Annotated in this window: 18 protein-coding genes and 1 tRNA gene; 9 read left to right on the top strand and 10 right to left on the bottom strand. The window is 59.9% G+C overall.

Features of this window, described 5'->3' with window-relative positions:
• The first annotated feature begins 22 nt into the window (after positions 1–22).
• Positions 23–706 carry a spermidine synthase gene (locus GC121_RS00280; protein ID WP_151972004.1) on the top strand — a complete coding sequence of 228 codons (684 nt, stop codon included), beginning with the start codon at positions 23–25 and terminating at the stop codon, positions 704–706.
• Positions 707–712: 6 nt separating this feature from the next.
• Here the strand turns inward: GC121_RS00280 and GC121_RS00275 are convergent, their stop codons facing one another.
• Complete coding sequence (locus GC121_RS00275) at positions 713–1,231, bottom strand: DUF1993 family protein (RefSeq protein WP_151972002.1); 519 nt, start codon at positions 1,229–1,231, stop codon at positions 713–715.
• 139 nt (positions 1,232–1,370) lie between these two features.
• Here GC121_RS00275 and GC121_RS00270 point away from each other — a divergent pair, with 139 nt between their 5' ends.
• Positions 1,371–2,144: a LuxR C-terminal-related transcriptional regulator gene (locus tag GC121_RS00270; protein WP_151972000.1), complete on the top strand. Its 774-nt coding sequence runs from the start codon at positions 1,371–1,373 to the stop codon at positions 2,142–2,144.
• 359 nt (positions 2,145–2,503) lie between these two features.
• Here the strand turns inward: GC121_RS00270 and GC121_RS00265 are convergent, their stop codons facing one another.
• Positions 2,504–3,214, bottom strand: coding sequence for a GcrA family cell cycle regulator (locus GC121_RS00265; protein WP_151971998.1), 711 nt, complete (start codon positions 3,212–3,214; stop codon positions 2,504–2,506).
• A 93-nt stretch (positions 3,215–3,307) separates the two neighbouring features.
• On the opposite strand from GC121_RS00265, the gene GC121_RS00260 reads away from it, so the two are divergent.
• Positions 3,308–4,207 carry an ABC transporter permease gene (locus GC121_RS00260; protein ID WP_151971996.1) on the top strand — a complete coding sequence of 300 codons (900 nt, stop codon included), beginning with the start codon at positions 3,308–3,310 and terminating at the stop codon, positions 4,205–4,207.
• Between the two features lie 7 nt (positions 4,208–4,214).
• On the opposite strand, the gene hspQ is transcribed toward GC121_RS00260, so the two are convergent.
• Complete coding sequence (gene hspQ, locus GC121_RS00255; protein WP_151971994.1) at positions 4,215–4,595, bottom strand: heat shock protein HspQ; 381 nt, start codon at positions 4,593–4,595, stop codon at positions 4,215–4,217.
• Between the two features lie 170 nt (positions 4,596–4,765).
• Between hspQ and GC121_RS00250 the strand changes: the two genes are divergently transcribed.
• Positions 4,766–4,855, top strand: a tRNA-Ser gene (locus GC121_RS00250).
• A gap of 386 nt (positions 4,856–5,241) precedes the next feature.
• Here the strand turns inward: GC121_RS00250 and GC121_RS00245 are convergent.
• The 4 genes from GC121_RS00245 to GC121_RS00230 form a co-directional block, all read right to left on the bottom strand.
• Positions 5,242–6,894, bottom strand: coding sequence for a recombinase family protein (locus GC121_RS00245; RefSeq protein WP_151971992.1), 1,653 nt, complete (start codon positions 6,892–6,894; stop codon positions 5,242–5,244).
• Positions 6,891–7,307 (bottom strand): DUF2924 domain-containing protein, encoded by a 417-nt coding sequence (locus GC121_RS00240; RefSeq protein ID WP_151971990.1) that lies wholly within the window; start codon positions 7,305–7,307, stop codon positions 6,891–6,893. Before GC121_RS00240 ends, GC121_RS00245 begins: the two co-directional genes overlap by 4 nt.
• The gene (locus GC121_RS00235) at positions 7,304–7,618 is read right to left on the bottom strand and encodes a DUF3489 domain-containing protein (protein WP_151971988.1); all 315 of its coding nucleotides are present in this window, start codon (positions 7,616–7,618) and stop codon (positions 7,304–7,306) included. The genes GC121_RS00240 and GC121_RS00235 overlap by 4 nt, the downstream gene beginning before the upstream one ends.
• Positions 7,619–7,774: 156 nt before the next feature.
• Positions 7,775–8,002, bottom strand: a complete 228-nt coding sequence (locus GC121_RS00230; RefSeq protein ID WP_151971986.1) for a hypothetical protein — start codon at positions 8,000–8,002, stop codon at positions 7,775–7,777.
• 379 nt (positions 8,003–8,381) lie between these two features.
• Here GC121_RS00230 and GC121_RS00225 point away from each other — a divergent pair, with 379 nt between their 5' ends.
• The 5 genes from GC121_RS00225 to GC121_RS00205 all read left to right on the top strand — a co-directional run bounded on the left by GC121_RS00225 (position 8,382) and on the right by GC121_RS00205 (position 14,031).
• Positions 8,382–9,965 (top strand): AAA family ATPase, encoded by a 1,584-nt coding sequence (locus tag GC121_RS00225; protein WP_151971984.1) that lies wholly within the window; start codon positions 8,382–8,384, stop codon positions 9,963–9,965.
• 1 nt (position 9,966) lies between these two features.
• A complete protein-coding gene (locus tag GC121_RS00220; protein WP_151971982.1) occupies positions 9,967–10,812 on the top strand; it encodes an HNH endonuclease in 846 nt (281 codons plus the stop codon).
• A 241-nt stretch (positions 10,813–11,053) separates the two neighbouring features.
• Positions 11,054–12,010: an ABC-three component system protein gene (locus GC121_RS00215; protein WP_151971980.1), complete on the top strand. Its 957-nt coding sequence runs from the start codon at positions 11,054–11,056 to the stop codon at positions 12,008–12,010.
• The gene (locus tag GC121_RS00210) at positions 12,003–12,251 is read left to right on the top strand and encodes an ABC-three component system middle component 8 (protein WP_151971978.1); all 249 of its coding nucleotides are present in this window, start codon (positions 12,003–12,005) and stop codon (positions 12,249–12,251) included. The genes GC121_RS00215 and GC121_RS00210 overlap by 8 nt, the downstream gene beginning before the upstream one ends.
• Positions 12,226–14,031, top strand: coding sequence for a DUF2326 domain-containing protein (locus GC121_RS00205; protein ID WP_234421040.1), 1,806 nt, complete (start codon positions 12,226–12,228; stop codon positions 14,029–14,031). The genes GC121_RS00210 and GC121_RS00205 overlap by 26 nt, the downstream gene beginning before the upstream one ends.
• A gap of 722 nt (positions 14,032–14,753) precedes the next feature.
• Here GC121_RS00205 and GC121_RS00200 read toward each other — a convergent pair.
• From GC121_RS00200 to GC121_RS00190, 3 genes are all read right to left on the bottom strand, one after another.
• On the bottom strand, positions 14,754–15,689 hold the full coding sequence (locus GC121_RS00200) for a hypothetical protein (RefSeq protein WP_234421039.1): 936 nt from the start codon (positions 15,687–15,689) through the stop codon (positions 14,754–14,756).
• A 53-nt stretch (positions 15,690–15,742) separates the two neighbouring features.
• The gene (locus GC121_RS00195; RefSeq protein ID WP_151971971.1) at positions 15,743–16,438 is read right to left on the bottom strand and encodes a hypothetical protein; all 696 of its coding nucleotides are present in this window, start codon (positions 16,436–16,438) and stop codon (positions 15,743–15,745) included.
• A 292-nt stretch (positions 16,439–16,730) separates the two neighbouring features.
• The gene (locus GC121_RS00190; protein WP_151971969.1) at positions 16,731–17,525 is read right to left on the bottom strand and encodes a DUF6875 domain-containing protein; all 795 of its coding nucleotides are present in this window, start codon (positions 17,523–17,525) and stop codon (positions 16,731–16,733) included.
• Between the last annotated feature and the right edge of the window lie 121 nt (positions 17,526–17,646).

Raw genomic sequence — 17,646 nt, 5'->3', positions numbered from 1 at the left:
TTTCCGTTTTGAAGGAATACCCATGCTGCCACGCGAAGAGATCGCCACTGCGCAAATCCCCGGCGGAGACATGCTGACACTCGTCAGCCATGGCCGCGACTTCATCATCATGCTCGGCCGCAACGAGCTGATGGGCACGCGGATGCAGTTCAGCGAGGAGCAGCTGGCACGGCTGACGCTCGAACGCCTCGAAACGCCCGCGCCGCGCGTGCTGATCGGCGGATATGGCATGGGCTTTACCTATCGTGCCGCGCTGGAGAAACTGCCCGAAGGCGGTAGCGTGACCGTGGCCGAAGTCGTGCCCGAAATCCTCGACTGGGCACGGGGGCCGCTCGCACATCTGACGGGCGCAACGCTGGAGGACAAACGCGGCCAGGTGATCCTCGCCGATGTCGCGGCACTCGTCGACGATGCGGTTGACGGCACCACGCCGCGCTATGACGCGATCCTGATGGATGTCGACAACGGCCCCGACGGCATCGTGCGCGAAGGCAATGAGCGGCTCTATACCCGTACCGGCATCGCCCGGATGCGCGACGCGCTCAATCCCGGTGGTCTGTTGGCGATCTGGTCAGCCGCCGACGATCACAAATTCACCCGCCGCCTGAAGGATGCGGGGCTTGATGTGCAGGTAGAGGCGGTGCGCGCCCGGCCCAATAACAAGGGGCCGCGCCACACGATCTGGTTCGCCCGGCGGACGCGCTAACCCAGCTCAGCCGCGCTTTATGCGCAGCCTGCCCATAAAGTCCGTCTTGCCCACATCCAGCCCCTTCATCCGCAGGATGGCGTAAGTGGTGGTGGCGTGGAAATAGAAGTTCGGCTGGCTGAAGCTCAGCAGGAAATCCTCGCTGGCAAAGGGCAGATCGAGCTTCATCTGTTCGAAAACGAACCGCGTTTCCCCGCCCACAAACGAATCCACTTCGCCTTTCGAGAGCGCGCGCAGCGTGTTCTCTGCCGCACCGAGATCGAGCCGCATCTGTTCGAGCCCGGTCGCAGGCGCGCTTATGTCCGGCGAGTAGCTGCCTTTGCGCACGCCTTCGATGGCTCCCACCGAATGCGCCACCATGCTTTTCACCTGATAGGCAAAGGGCAGCATGGATTCGTGCAGCCGTGCGCCTGCCAGATCTTCCTCGGATGAGCCGCAGTTCTTGCACTTCTCGATCCAGCCTTGCGAGGCGTGCAGGATCTGGATGCAGGAGGGGACAAAGGCTTCGTAAAGCGAAAAGGACATGGGCGGCAGGCTCCGGTTGGATGCGGCAGGTTTTGACCTAGTGCTGGTAACATGGCATCATCACCGAGTCTAAAAGAGCGCGCATCGATCAACGCGCCGTCATGCGGGTTGCTGACCGGGGCAGCTGGAGTGGTGCGAAATGCGCGTAGACAGCGATCAATTGGTATCGGCTTTGGCCGCCATCCGGGATGCGACCCGGGTTGCGGACTTGCAGCTATTGTCGCTTGAAGCGACCGAGGTGCTGGGCATTCGCCGCATCTATTCGGTCGCGCCCTTGGTGCGCGATGCGCGGGCGGAGAAGATCCTGTCCAATCTCGGCTTTCCGCGTGTCTGGGAACGGCATTATCGCGCACGGCTGGCGCCGTTTGATCCCTTGCCCGTGCTCTCGCTGGATTATCCCAATGCGTTCCGTTGGCCCGAAGATGTTCCTGCCAGCAAGCTGTCCGCCAAGCAGCACCGCTATATGCAACTGGCGGCGAAATACGGCTTCCGCCGGGTCGTGGGCACAGCGTGCTATGGCCCGCAGGGAAGGGCGATATTCTTTGGGGGCGGCTGGGATTCTGAAATCCCTGCGTCCGAAGCGGTGCTGCTTGCGGTTCACCAGATCGGCCAGACAGCGTTCCAACGCTATTGCACCATCGTGCGCGCGGATATGGAAGTTCCGCCCATGTCCAATCGGGAACTCGACGTCTTGCGCCTGATGTGCCGGGGCAGCAGCAATCCGGATATGGCGCTGGCGCTGGGCGTGTCGCGCTCCTCGATCGACGCCTATATCCGCCGGATCTTCGCCAAGCTGGAAGTGAACGACCGGACAACCGCCTGCGTCCGGGCCTTGTCCCTTGGCTTGATTACGAGCGACGAAGTGGAGCGGCTTGTACGCCGTGCACGGCAGGAAAGCAGCGAAGCGGGTTGAAATCGCTGGCAATTTTACAATTTTGCGACAATTTGTAAAACAGGGTAAAAGATTGAAAATAAAGCGATTACGTGACAAGACTTGTAAAATCGCTTCCCCTATAGGCACGCCCAGAGGCGCTAGCGAGCTTTCGGGTCGCACCGTGGGATCGACCTTGCGTCTCGGCGTCCCGGTGCCCACAGCCGGGACGCCAAACCATCGTGTTTCCGCGGCGGGTCGCAATTCCCGCTGGAAAACCTGAGCGCCTCTCGAACCATCCCCCCGGTTCGGGAGGCGTTCTTTTTGCGTCCAGCCGCAGCAACAAAAAGGCCCGCCTCCTTTTGGGGAAGCGGGCCTTGTGATGATTGCGCGAGCTTGGTTCAGCGAACGCGCGGTCCGCCAAACGGCAGCGGGGGAGGGGGGCGGCGCGCACCGCGCGGCAGCTGCGCCTGATAGGCCCGGCCGCAATGCTCCACGCAATAGGGGAAGCCGGGATTCACCTTGTCCCCGCAGAAATGGAAATCGGGTTCGCCCGGATGCCCCATCGGCCAGCGGCATACGCGGTCGGACAGATCGAGCAGGCTCGTCTTGCCAGCGATCTCCGCGCTCGGCTTGGCAGGGACAAGGCGGCGCGGAGGGGCGGGCGGGATCGGTGCCTGCTGGTCACCCGGGCCTTGGCGCAGAAAACCGCCGGGGCCGTAGGATACGATCTTGGGCATATTTTCCTGCCGGTTGGGAAGCGGCTGGCTTTGATTGGCAGGGATGCTGGGGGCTTCGGCTGCTTCTGTGGCCGAAGCTGGAGCCGGAGCAGGCGATGCCACTGGCTTCGCGGCAGCAGGCAATGGTGCCTTAACCGGCGCGGCCTTCTTGGCCACCGGCTTCGCAGGTTCGGCCTTCTTTTTGGCGACCGGCTTCTTCTTCTCTTCCTTCGCCTTGACCGGGCTCGGGCGGGCTTTCAGTCCTAGCCGGTGCGCTTTGCCGATCACGGCATTGCGCGACACGCCGCCAAGCTCTTCCGCGATCTGGCTGGCAGTGGAACCGCCTTCCCACATCTTGGTGAGCGCCGCGATGCGTTCTTCAGTCCAACTCATACAATCCGTATCCAATCATGCGTTGCGCGGGGAGGGCTTACCCCGCGCCGAAATTCTTGTCAGGCCGCTTCGCAACCGATAGGCGGCGCTTCCATGGCACACAAGACACCCAGCACATCCTCCGAGACAGGAACGCCCGAGCAGACGACCGCAGGCCGTCCCATTGGCGGTCGGGTGTTTGCTCCCAAGGGAGAACCGCAGATCACCGGTTTCAACCGGATTGGCCTGTGGTCTCTCTATATTAAGGAGATACGCCGGTTTCTCAAGGTGCAGACGCAGACGATTTGGGCCCCTGCCGTCACCACGCTGCTGTTTCTGGTGATTTTCACCGTCGCGTTGGGTCGCGAAGGGCGCGAAGTGCTGGGCGTTCCCTTCGGAACCTTCGTTGCACCGGGTCTCATCATGATGGGCATGATGCAGAACGCCTTTGCCAATTCCAGCTTCAGCCTGCTGTCAGGCAAGATGCAAGGCACGATCATCGACCTGCTGATGCCGCCCTTGTCCAATGCTGAACTGATGCTGGGGATCGTGGCTGCGGCGATCACCCGCGCGGTGATGGTTGGCAGCGCGGTGGCGCTGGCGATGTGGCTTTATCCCGGTGTCGAATTACAGGCAGCGCATCCGTGGGCGATCGTCTGGTTCGGGCTGATGGGGGCGGCGATGCTGGCCATTATCGGCTTCCTTGCCAGCATCTGGGCGGAAAAATTCGATCACAACGCGGCGATCACCAATTTCGTTGTCGCCCCGCTCAGCCTGCTATCGGGCACGTTCTACGTCATTTCCGATCTCTCGCCGCTGTTCCAGGCGATCAGCCGCGCGAACCCGTTCTTCTACATGATTTCCGGCTTCCGCTTCGGCTTTCTGGGAGAAAGCGACATTGGCAACAGTAACGAGGCGGTGATGGGAGCGGCCATCGGTGTGGGCGTGCTCAATGTCGTGCTGGCGCTGATAACCTATCAGGTGCTCAAAAGCGGCTGGAAAATCAAAAGCTGATCGTGACTTAATGGGTGAGGCTGCGGCGCAGCTGATACTTCCCGCCACGAAACGCCTCGAACAATTGCGAGACTTGCGGGTGGTCAATCTCTTCGCCTGCCGTGTCCATCAGCAGGTTCTGCTGGCTGACATAGGCGACGTAAGAGCTTTCCTCGTTCTCCGCGAGGAGATGGTAGAAGGGCTGATCCTTGCGCGGCCGCTTGCCTTCGGGGATGGCTTCATACCATTCATCCGAATTGGCGTAGACCGGATCGATATCGAAAATCACCCCGCGAAAATCATGCGTGCGGTGTTTCACCACGTCGCCAATGGCAAAACGGGCGCGCGCACGCAGCGGGGCGGAGGGTGAACCTCCGGGGCGGATCGAAACAAAAGCTTTGCGGTCCATAGCAGCAAATATAGGGGCGGTGCTGGCTGCAACAAGCAAGACTGCACTGCAATCACCCGATTTCCTGCGGGGTGTGGCAATCAGGGACTTGGCAAGTCCCCTGCGAAAGGCTAACCGCGCGCTTCCCTGTTCGACCGGGGAGCCTTCCGCCTGCGATTGCAGGCCCTCACGGAGAGGTGGCAGAGTGGTCGAATGCGCTGCACTCGAAATGCAGTATACGGGCAACCGTATCGAGGGTTCGAATCCCTCCCTCTCCGCCATCAAGTCTTTGTTTTTGCACATTTTTATATGCAAGAACGGAGCCGATTTCGGCCCATTTTGATCGGGTTCTCTGGGGTGGGAGTTCCGACCGGTCTGAGCGATTTTTCTCTGTTCCGCGTATTTGGCTTTGTTGGCCCTTTTTCTGCCCACATTTCCGAGGGTTAATTTCGAGTCCGTATCGACCTTTCGAATCTCTTTCGCCCCGCCACTACTTAAGTCCATGATATAGAATGATAAATGGGTTCGCCAGAACCCCGCAGAACTGCGCCATTCCGCGCCCATTCCGGTACTGCAGAGAACCTGGCAAAACCATCATTGCGCGCCAGAATGGAGAGTTTCTCTGCTCGCCATTTGGGCGGTACGGGATGCGAGTTTGGTTGGCGACTTAAAGGCCGAACATCTCGTGCTGATCGGACCAGCTTGTTGGGAGCTCGAGGCGGCGGAGCCGATCGGCAGTTATCGACACCGGCTGGGTGCCTGCGGTGATGGCTTCGATGACACGAGGAGAGAGAAATGCGAGCCTGACAATACGGGTGATGTAGGAGGCGGTGACATCATTGTCGCGTGCGAACTGGGCGACCGACTTTCGGCTCGATACGATTTCGTCCCACCAGGTTCTGCCCTGCTGGATGATCTGCAGGAGCGTGGTGTCGACCTGCCGGTTGTTACTACGTCCGTCGGAGTGAACGAGTTGGAGTGCCATGCCTGTTCGCTTGAGACTGACCTGGACCACGAGCTCGGGGTTGTCAGGGGCCTGCGATGCCGCGATGCCCAGCTCGGAGCAAAGCTCGGTTGCATCTAGTGTTATAGTTAGCCTCTCGGATGAGACCTGCACGCGCTCAATGAGCGGACGGATCGATGAAATCTTTTTCCTGCGAATGCGCGAGATCAGATCCTCAGTTTTGTTCGTGAGCGTTGAGAAGCTGTTGGCGGTGAGGTCAACACCCATCTGTTCGATCAATCCAAGCGGCTGCTGAAGCTCGCTTGTCAATCGCTCGATGACCGTTCCTTCGAGTGCCCTGGCAGGTATCCTCCAGCCAACCTTCGCGCTCTCTGCATCGTGCTGGAGCGACCTGCTGACATAATAGCGATAACGCACCTTGCCCTTGCAGGCGTGGCTGGCAACCAGTGGCTCGCCGTTCTGGTCGATCACTTTACCAGCGAGCAAGCTGGGGGACCGGATCGTCGCTGCGCGCTGCTCGCCCTGCCGGTTCTCCCCAAGCTTGCACTGAACGGCGGTCCAGAGCTCGCGCTCGATGATGGCATCGTGCTGACCCTTGTAGGTTCTGCCTGCGTGATGGATCTCGCCGATATAGATCGGGTTGGAGAGGATCTTGTAGATCTGCCCGCGGGTAAAGCTGCCACCGCCGATCATCTTGCCCGTGCTGAGGGTGCGCCGTGGCACCTTGGCCTGTTCGTTTGCCAGCTGTTCAAACACCAGTCGAACATTACCGAGCCCCCGATAGCGTTCGAACAGGTCACGGATGATTGCAGCATGATCGTCAACAATCCGCAGCGAGCGTCCATCGGGTTCGTACCCCAGCGGCGGTATTCCGCCCATCCACATGCCTCTGGCCTTGGATGCCGCAATCTTGTCGCGGATTCGTTCGGCGGTCACCTCGCGTTCGAACTGCGCGAACGATAGCAGCATATTGAGCGTCAACCGTCCCATGCTGGTGGTGGTGTTGAACGACTGGGTTACCGAGACAAAGCTGACCTCGGCCTTGTCCATGGTCTCGACCAGCTTCGCGAAGTCGAGAAGCGAACGGGTCAGGCGGTCCACCTTGTAGACGACCACGATGTCGATCGTGCCAGCGCGGATATCGTCCAGCAGGCGCTGCAGGGCAGGGCGCTGCATGGTCCCGCCAGACAGGCCGCCATCATCAAAGCTTGTGTCGATAAGCGACCAGCCCTCGGAGGCCTGACTTCTGATGTAGGCCTCGCACGCTTCGCGCTGCGCATGGAGCGAGTTGAAGTCCTGCTCCAGACCCTCCTCGCTCGACTTGCGGGTATAGATGGCGCAGCGGACCTTCTTCACGCTGCCTTGGCCTTTTGTCGCAACCCGAAGAAGGCAGGGCCTGACCAGCGCGTGCCGGTGATCGCTCGGGCGACCTCGCTCAGTGAGTTCCACTGCCGGCTATTCCAGATGATCTCGCCCGCATCACCGATGGTGACCACATGGACTTTGCCGCCATGCTCGCGCGCCAGCCGCATGCCGGGCCGGATGCCGCGCGTGGCCGCCTTGCCGCTCGTGCCCGCGTCAAGCGTCTTCCTTGTGTTGCGTGACAGCTTACCCAGCGTCCTTGCCTGCATCTCATATCCGACCGCAAGGCGCAGCAGGGCTGCGCTGACATTGGGGGCTGGTTGACCGGTGAGCTTTGCCCACCGGTCACCAAGCTCGGACTTGCCGAGCTTCTCGAGCGCAGCAAGCTGCTCATCGAGCATGGTCATGCCTTAGTGGCCGCGCTGATGCGGTAGTGTGAGACCCCATCCACCGCTTCGCGCACGACCGTGTGGCCCTTCTTTTTGAGGCCGGTCATTGCGGCGCGCGCCGTGTGGGCTTGCCATCCGGTGGCGATCACGATCTGCTCGAGCGTTGCGCCTTCTGCGCCGCTCAGCATGGTAATGACCTTGCTAATTTTGGTCTCGCGCCGCGGTGTATCTGCCTCGATGATCGAAGTGGGTTCGATGGCTGCTTCCGGTGCCGGTTTTTGCGTACGGGCATAGCGGCGCTTGGGCTTATTGTTGGTTGTCTTTGTCATCGGTGGTTCTCCTTCTCAGGAGCAGCGACTTGCTGCTTCCACCACCGCAAGCCCCCCGAGTTCGAACTCGCGGGGGGTTACACCGCTTGAGCGGTGCGATTGCGTGATGACACCAATCCCTGACTTCGCTTCGAAGTCGAATGGAATGTGACAATCTCAGCCCGAATATGTCGATTGCAGCCGGTGCAGGGTGGATGCAGCCGCAGCAAGGGAGCCAAACGCCGCTGCCAGCTCGCAAAGCTCGGTCAGGCGTTGCTGCTGTGTCCCTGGATGGCTGGGCCACTCGCGTGCGAGATCGGGTGCTGCATCCTCTACGAGCCTGCTGAATTTGAGAACCAGTGCAGCGATCAGTTCGTTGTGCAGGTCTGCTTCAAGAGTCGGCATGACCTGCACATGGCCTAACCCGCGCTGAAGTCGAGACGCAGCTTTGTTCTGTTGGCTGCTTTGCGCCCTAATGTCGGTCGTCGCGGATGGCCCGACGATCGCCTGAAAGCAGACATAGTTGCCGGTAGGTCTCAATGGCCTCGTCTGGGATAAAGCCCTCGTTCTCCGGCCCGGCGGCAAATGTTGGCTTCTGGCTAGACTTGAAATTTGCGCGATCAGATAACGTTCAATATGCGATAGGCGCAATCGCTTTGCGAAGGTCCGCCCGCTAACCGAACGACTCGAGTCCGCCACGGAGCATTCCTGAGACAACCAATCGTTTCGGGGGCGGGCGAAACAGTATAGAAGCGCGGCGTCTGTTGGGGGATGATCAAACACCGTGCGATTCTTTGTCGGAACCCAGCAACCTGCTTACCAGGGCGTGCCGACCTTCCAGTTGATCAAGGACAGTTGGAACGACTGGTTCAAATGGTACACGCTCTACGCGATCCGCGCGATCCTGCCCGATGGCTCGATTGTCGAATTGGGAAGCGCGAAAATCGCGCGCCAAGGCATGACTGAGGACCAAGGCAGTACCGAATTGCCGCTGGCCTTCGACGCCTTGGACGCAACCTATTTCTCTGTGGGCCAAGGCGAGAACTATTACGAGACGCTGATCTCGCTCGGCGATAACGTGCGCATCGGCTTTCTGACCGCAATACGCGACTGCGCGTTCACTCCGGCCATCCTCAACGCCAACGCTAGCGAGCCCGTCCTTCAAAGCTCGCTTCTGCGCGATATCGAAATGTCGCGGGTTCGCGAGCGCTTCAATCGCCTTGCCCACGGCCAAGTCGCGCTGTCGCCTTACAGCTTCGACTATGTCTTTCCGCCCGATCCGCAGGCGCTGACGCCGCCGCCCGTTCTTAGCTTTGCGGTGACGCCGAACTCGCTGCCGGCGACCAACATCCATGTGCTGATCGGCCGCAACGGCGTCGGGAAGACCCGCTGCTTCGACTTCCTGGCCCGCGCATTCCTTGGAATGCCGGCGGACGATCCGCAACAACCCGTCGGCCAGCTGCGCAACCGCGCTGCCAATCCCTGGGGGATCGAAGACCTGGAGGCCGACCCCGGCTTTGCAGGTTTGGTCACGGTGTCGTTCAGTGCGTTCGATTCTACCGGTCCGCTCGGCGGTGCCAGCAGTGGCGACAAGCGTTACGCTTATGTAGGACTGGTCACACACGAGGCCCCGCAAACTGGCGCGCCGGTCGCGATGCCGCGCGGCCCGCGCGTTAAGGACGGGCACGAACTGGCGCACGAATTTGCCAAGAGCATGCTCGCCTGCCGCGAAGGCGTCCGGCGGCGCCGCTGGGAAAACGCCCTACGGACGTTGGAGGCCGATCCCCTGTTTGCCGAGGCGAACGTCTCTGCGCTAGCCGATTATCAGGGGCCGGATCTCGAACAGCGGGCACGCAGCCTGTTTCGGCGGATGAGCTCGGGCCATGCCGTCGTGCTCCTTTCGATGACCCGCTTGGTCGAGCTGGTCGAAGAGAAATCGCTTGTCTTGATCGACGAGCCCGAGAGCCATCTTCACCCGCCATTGCTGTCAGCGTTCGTACGCGCCCTGTCGGACTTGTTGATTAACCGCAATGGCGTCGCGATCATCGCCACACATTCGCCGGTCGTGCTGCAAGAGGTTCCGAAGTCCTGTGCCTGGAAACTAAGCCGTGTCGGGCACGAAGCCCGCGCCGATCGTCCCGAGCACGAAACCTTCGGCGAAAATGCCGGTACGCTGACCCGCGAGGTGTTCGGGCTGGAGGTGACGCAGACCGGATTTCACAAGCTTATCGCCGATCGAGCCGAGGGCCACACCTATGAGCAGATCTTAGCGCTGTTCGGCGGCCAGCTCGGTGCCGAGGGCCGGGCGCTCGCGCGGGCCCTCAGTCTCGTCCTACCCGACCAGCTCCCGCCCCAGGGCGACGAATAGGATGCGCACGCTCCCGATGCCGCCGCAGTCGGCGGCCGATGTGCTGACAACCTGTATCGGCGGCGTTGCCGATCCTGCCCTACGCCTTCGTCTACAGGCGATCATGGGACAGCTCATTGTGGACGCCGCCAATTATGACCAGCTCGCCCGTGTCCAAAGCCTGTATCAGGTCGTGCGCGCGCCGAATGTCGGCGCCGTCACCCGGCCCGAACTCGAAGCGCTCTATTCAAAGCAGATGAGCGCCACGAACGGCGCCGCGCGCGTGATCTACAGCGCGCTTCGTAACGCCGCCCCCAATGGCAAATGCCCGCTATGTGGCGTCGGCACGGTCACAGTGCTCGACCACCATCTCCCAAAGGCGCACTATCCCAATCTGTCGGTCTGCCCCTTCAACCTCGTTCCGGCTTGCGACTTCTGCAACAACGCCAAGCGGGCGCGCTTCCCGACCTGCGCGGAAGAGCAGACCCTCCACCCATACTATGACGACTACACCCAGCAGCAGTGGATATTCGCCCAACTCGATATCGTTGGGCCGCCCGTTCTCGTTTTTCACGTCAATGCGCCGGCGCACTGGCCGCAGGTCGCGCGGCTCCGAGCAAGACAGCATTTCGATGTCGTCAAACTCGGCGTTAGCTACACCTCGAATGCGAATGATGATCTCATTCCCTTGCGCGATCATCTCACCACGATTGCGGCGACCAAGGGAGCAGCCGGCGTGCAGGCCTATCTTGCCGAAGAGCAGGCACGCTACGCCGCTCGGCTCAATTGCTGGCAACACGTCATGTTTCAGACGCTAGCCGCCAACCCGTGGTTCATCGGTGGCGGGTACCTTCAAATCCCGCAATGATAACAGGTGGCTTCGAGGGACCATTGTTAGGACCCGTAGTCGAGCTGTTGGATAGCATGCGAATGACGGCTTTCGGCGTGAGAAGACTTCGAACGCGGCTGCGGAACGGCTTCAAGAGCAAGGGAACGGCGGTACGGCGGGATAGCGAAAGATCGATTTTCCCCTTGGTTCAGTCATGCTAAGCGGCCATCCTCCAGACACAGCCTTCCTGTCTGTGAGGCAAAATCGGACGATTGCTAGTATGATGTTTCGGTATGAGGACCTGAGCGACGAGCAGTTCGAGACGCTGATAATCCTCCTGTGCCGTCATCTTCTGGGTACGTCAGTCAAGCGATTCGCCAAGGGGCCGGACGGCGGGCGCGACGCCAAGTTCGTTGGGACCGCCGAACTGCATCCGAGCAAGGCTGCGCCATGGATCGGCACGACGGTAGTCCAAGCCAAGCACACTAACGGTTATAACAAGCATTTCAGTGAAAAGGATTTCTTCAGCGCGGGTTCGACCAACACGGTGCTCGGCGAGGAAGTGCCGCGGATCCGCAAGCTGCGCGATGCCGGTCAGGTCGACCATTATATGCTGTTCGCCAACCGGCGGCTCGCAGGCAAAGCGGACGAGCTGATCACCGCGCATATCTCGAAGGAATGCAACCTACCGGAGGCATCGATCTATCTGTGCGGGATCGAACAGCTAGAACTGTGGCTGAAGGAATTCCCCAGGGTTGCCGAACTCGCAGACCTCGATCCGGTGGACTCGCCGCTGATCGTCTCGCCGGACGAACTGGCGTTGGTGGTGCAGGCGTTCGCCAGCCACGATGCCGCGATTTCCGAGGTCCTTGATGCGCCGCCCGGTGAGCGTACGACCTATGAGCAGAAGAACCAGCTCAACAACATGACGCCGGAATATGCCAAGGAGCTGCGCAAGCGGTATCTGAAGGACACCGCACAGATCCGCACCTTCCTCGCGGCCCCGGAAAACCTCCAGATTCTAAAATCCTACGAGGCCGCGGTTGAAGAATTCCAGCTCAAGATAATCGCCCAGCGCAAGACCTATCAGAACTTCGACGCGGTGATGAACTATCTGATCGACTTGCTGTTTCGACGCGATCCGGTACTGCGCCAGACGAAGCATCGGCGCCTGACGCGGGCGCTAGTCTTCTACATGTATTGGAACTGCGACATCGGGGAGGTGGCGGATGCTTAGGCCCAGTAAACACGCGCATCCGGACCGCACGGTGATCAATGTCGCATTGCTGTTGCTCCTGCGGCTCCGAGCGAAGCGGCTCTGCGATTATGATTCGCTGTTCGCCTATGCGCGCAAGGCCGTGGTCGGCGGCGACGTGCTGTTTCTGCCGTCCCTGAACTTTCTGTTTCTGATGGGGTTAGTTGAATATCACCCCAAGACCGATGCGCTCGAGTATGTTGGTCAGAATGAAGCCGTCTAAGCTCTACTCGAACAAACCCGACACCTTTGCGCCTGTCGAATTCACACCCGATCTCAATGTCGTGCTCGCCGAAATCCGGCTGCCTGAGAATCTAGACCGCGATACTCACAATCTGGGCAAGACGACGCTCGGCCGCCTGCTCGATTTCGGCTTCCTTGCCCAACGCGACCATAAATTCTTCCTGTTCAAGCATATCGAAGTGTTCGGCGAATTCGCCTTTTTCCTCGAGATCGAGCTGACACAGGGCAGCTATGTAACTGTCCGCCGCAGCGTCGAGGAAGCGACCAAGATTGCCTTCAAGAAACATGCGGCTCGGCATCAGGATTTCACAACGCTGCCCGACAGCGAGTGGGACCATGTCGAGGTGCCCTTCGATCGGGCCAAGGAACTTCTAGACAGCATACTCGACTGGCGGTCGCTCAATCCTTGGCATTTCCGCAAGGGGCTCGGCTATTTTCTGCGGTCGCAGAGCGATTTCGGCGATGTCTTCCAGCTTGGCAAATTCGCCAACAAGCATGCCGACTGGAAGCCCTTCCTCGCGCATATCCTCGGGTTCGATGCCGCGATTATCGCGCGCCATTACGCAAAGGCCGAGGAACTCGAGAACAAGCAGGCCAAGGCGGCCACGATCCGGCAGGAAATGGGCGGTGACTTCGAGGACGCGAGCAAGATCGACGGCATTCTCTTACTCAAGCGTCAGGAGGTCGACAAGAAGCAGCAGCTGCTTGATGCCTTCGATTTTCGGACGCAGGACAAGGCCGATACCAAGCAGGTCGTCGATCAGGTAGAAGAGCGGATCGCCGCGCTGAACGCGCGGCGCTACTCGCTGATGCAGAACCGCAAAAAGATCATCGCGTCGCTCGAAGAGGACCAGATCCTGTTCGATCCCGAGGAAGCGAAGGCGATGTTCGAAGAGGCAGGCGTACTGTTTGCCGATCAGGTGAAGAAGGACTTTCAGCAGCTCATCGCCTTCAATAAGGCGATCACCGAGGAGCGGCACGGCTATCTGGTCGAAGAGCGGGCCGAGGTCGATGCCGAGCTGAAGACGATAAACGCCGAATTGAATTCGCTCGGCAAGCGGCGTTCGGAGATGCTGTCCTTCCTTAGCGCGACCGATTCCTTTGCCAAATATAAGAGGGTTTCGACCGAGATGGTCACGCTGCGTGCCGACATCGATACGCTCGAGCGGCAGCGCGACTTCGTCCACCGGCTGCAGCAGCTGCGCACCGAAATCCGGACGCTCGCCGAGGAGAAGCTCCATCTCCAGACCGAGATTGAGGCAAATGTAGAGGCGCGCAGCGCAGATGAGGACAGCCTGTTCTCGTCGATCCGGCTCTATTTCAACGAGATCGTCGAAGAGGTGATCGACAGCAAGGCGCTGCTCAGTGTCTGCGTCAATCAGCTGGGGCATCTGGATTTCCGGGCGGAACTGCTCGACGATGCCGGCAACGCGACTAGCGCCGATCGTGGGCACAGCTACAAGAAGCTGCTATGCATCGCATTCGACCTAGCGGTGCTGCGCGCGCATCTGGACGAGCGGTTTCCGCGCTTCGCCTATCATGATGGCGTGTTCGAATCGCTCGATGACCGCAAGAAGGAGAACCTACTCGCCGTCATCCGACGCTATGCCGCGCTCGGCATCCAGTCGATCATCACACTGATTGACTCGGATTTGCCCCAGCGCACGACGGCCGAGCCCGTGTTCGCGCCCGATGAGATTGTGCTGAAGCTACACGATGAAGGGGAGCGCGGTCGCCTTTTCAAGATGAAAACATGGTGAGGTCGCCACCAACCCCAACGATCGAAACTAGAGCGCATTGCTGCCTAATGGCTTCTCGCTGAGCGATGGCTGGTTCTGGCTGAAGCAGCCGTTCAAAGTTCGATAGTCGAACGACGCACTTTGGGTCGTCTCCCGCCTGTCCGCTTCCGGGCACAGGGGTTGGGAAAGCTGACACTCGGGCGAACCAAAGAGTCTGTCTGTTGATTTCCGCTGAGAAGTGATCCGAGAGTGGAGATAATTTCCATCGAGATTTGACCCATGTTTGAAGAGCTTCCGATCCGAGGATTGGAGGCGACATTCGACGGCCCGAAATGGCTCCCCAAGAACTGCCCTCCGTTCATCAAGCTGGCGCGGCACGGCGGTTGGTACGTAGTCGGTCAGTTGGCAGCGCCGATATGCGGCTGCGAGTGTCTTAGGCCCAAGTCCTGACGGCGCTCCCACATCATCAGTTCTCCGGCGCGCGCGATGGACTTGATATTGACATTATCTTTAAAGTTGCCATGTACGCAGCATCTAATGCCCCTATGGGCATCGCGTGGATTCTAACGGCAGTTAGGAGAAAGCGCTGGAGCTACGGCTTCAAGATCCGCTGGTCCATACGGACCTTCCGCTTCGGTTGCGACCTGAGCGGAACGATAGGCTACCAAGCCTTTCGACCGGCTGATGAGCGATAGGGTGTTTGTTAGATAATCGCCGTACACTCGCCTAAGAGTGTCGGCAGATTATCTATCTGCCGCCGTGTAGTCGCCGACCCTGACAAAATCGTTCGGATAGACGTTAGCATAAGCGGCTTTCGCGCTGATCCGCCCCTTTTCGCAACACTCGAAGATCGCGCCATCAAGCGCAGATCCGTTGCTGCGCTGCGCGTCGTGATGGATCCCTGGCTCAAGTGCCCCGCCGAACCGGTACAGCGAGCGCAAGGTATCTAGGAGCAGGTCGACAACATCGTCGATTGCGACCTCTCGAGCTGCGCCGTCATAGGCAGCGGGATGAGCGATGAAGAAGCCGATCGACCGGCTATCTACAAACACTCGCCGGGTTTGCTGATGTTGGATTCGCGCCGGCACGTCATCACGGGTCAGAGCGGTCGGCCCCAGCTCCTTGAGGCGGTCCGTCCAAAGGCGGTGCCCTTGGCGAAAGTCTGTAAATGTCGCCACGAGATCGCCGTCGTCGGTCATGAAGTTGCGCGGAGGAAGCAACAGCGCCTCATTGTCCGAACGATAGCCTAAACGCCGCGTGACATGATTGAGGTTTGCGCGGGCGTCGCTGGATGCCTTGACAGCTTCGACCAGCGCCGTAACCGCGGCCTCGCGATCATGTCGCAACTGCTGATAGTGCTCATCTCGTACTACGAGCGTCGGCAATGGCGCGGACATGACCACGAAATCGAACCGACGCAGCAACCGTTCCTGATCGGGCGCGGGGACGAACAAAAGGGTAATCGATCCCGGTGTTGGTTGAGCATTGCCCCTAGTGCGTCGGCGCACGGCGAACTCTCCGACAGATCGCACCAAGGTATTGATCAGGGCCGCCGAGTAGAGCGCGCCGTCCCGGGTCGGTGATGGAATCCCTTTGACGATCGCAAGCGGGAACCGTGCCTGGAATGTGTCGACCACCTCCTTGTGGATCGACTTCGGCAAGCCGGCCACCACATACATCGGTTGGGGGCCGCGCGGTTGCACAACCCGTCGGCGCCGTGACCCCTTCGCCATTAGGGCATGCGGCTCAGCGTAAGTGCAATATCGATCGGCACGCTCAGGCGTTTCGCCACATCGGGCTCCTGAGCGGCATAAAGTCGTTCAAGGGCACTCGATTGAGCAGGCGCTCCTATAGGCGCTTTCGCGGTGTCCGACTTGCTGTGGAGCCGGATGAGACTGGCGGGATCGACCTCGTGACGCTCGCACCAGGCCTTGATACTCGTTTCGAGCCGTTCGACGTCGGCCTCCGAAAGTGCAGTCACATCTAGCGCGTCGAGTCCTGGCAGGCGAAGATCTTTGTCAACGACGATTGAGCCCTCCTCAGCCGCGGGGCCGCCGAGATAAGTGATCTTTGGGCCAAGACGCAGGGCCATTACCTGACCTTCCGCCATGTCCAACGTGAATGCGAGGAGCAGGGCGCGCGGCAAGCCACGCAAAAAATAGCGCTTTTGACGATTGGCAATCGCTCTGACCGCCCGCTGCTCATCACCGGCCCGGACAATCGTAATGAACGATTTCGCGGTCTCGTCTCGAACAACCGTGACGTCAGGCGTTGCTTCCGCTGCTTCGATAAGCGGCCGATTGTCGTTCGCTGGCGGCCAGAGCCCTTCCTTAGCCAGCCGCATACCGAGGTTCGAGAGTAGCAGGACGTTTGCTTCGGCATCGGCATAATGCTCTTCAACGAGCCTCTTGATGTCATTTTCGATCATGGCGCCTTTTTATCCGCTCGGGCGACCAACCGCCACAAACATCTCGATGTCGTCGCGCGTGGCTGAGGATGGGCCGATAACGGACTGGCGGATTTTGGACCAATAGCCGCAAAGCCGCCGTCAATTCGAATGCATGAAGCCCAGCAAGATGATTTTGAAGTCAGACCTCCGGGAGTGGGGATGGACATACTTTGGTCCTTGATTGTCGCAACCTGGGAACAGCGCGCGAAACGTTGAGGGCCGGCGCAGTTCGCACCGGCCCTCGCTTCGCATTCAAGCGCTGTCGATGGTTTTACGCCCGACTAGCGTGGTCAGAAATGTGTGGGCACATCACTGGATAGGCCCGCAGCATGTTCCTCACAGACACGACGCGATCAGGGCCCGTTGCAATAGTGCTGATCGCCTTTGCCAACCGTTCGGCACCTGCCTGCCCGAAGCGCCGCAGATAACCTGCGACGTAAAGATCGTCCTCGAGCATGAACGGGGCGTCGAAAAGGGTGATCTCTCGAACGGCCAAGCAAGGCACCGGCGTCTGTAGCGGACGGAATTCGTCACTGTGTAGGCCCTTGGCAGGACAAGACGGGTAGAACTCGCCGATCATCAGGCCCTGATCGATAAAGCCCGGCTTCAGGAGCTTCTGGACGGCCTCGACCAGTTCACTGCCTTCCTTGGCGGAAAGCTCGGTGAAGACGACCAGAATTGTGCGATACATCGACTCACCTGGCTCATCCGAGGCGTCCGGAAGCATGCCTTGGAAGATGTCGATGACCCTGGCCATGTTACGCACAACCACGGTCGGCTCTGTTGACATAACATTGCAGCCGCCCAACTTCAGGTAGCATCGATCGAGGCTGCCACGAACATAGGGGCACACCGCGCCTTTCCGACCGAGCTTCGGATGCGGTGCGGTCAGGAAGGTTTCGGCGTAACCCGCGATCGCTGCGAGCTTCTCCAGTGTCTGCAGATCATAAACCGCTTCGACGGATCCCCGCTGCTGCGCGCGCAACTGCTCCGGCGTAATGAACGTGCCGAACGGCGAGTTCGCCTGACTAGTGTTGCGACCAATTTCGTCTTTCTCAGTACCCACGCTTAGTCTCCTTTCCGCATCAAGAAGCTGCGCCACGGCGAGCACGGCAAGGCCCTTAATTCGGAGGGGAAGCGCCCAGAGCTGCACAAATTTCGTTCATGATGAGCAGAATTTGCTTATG

The sequence above is a fragment of the Erythrobacter sp. EC-HK427 genome (assembly GCF_902498745.1).
In the GTDB taxonomy this organism is placed as follows: Bacteria; Pseudomonadota; Alphaproteobacteria; order Sphingomonadales; family Sphingomonadaceae; genus Alteraurantiacibacter.
Note: the sequence above shows the minus strand (reverse complement) of the source record. Positions and strands in the feature narration are given on the sequence as shown.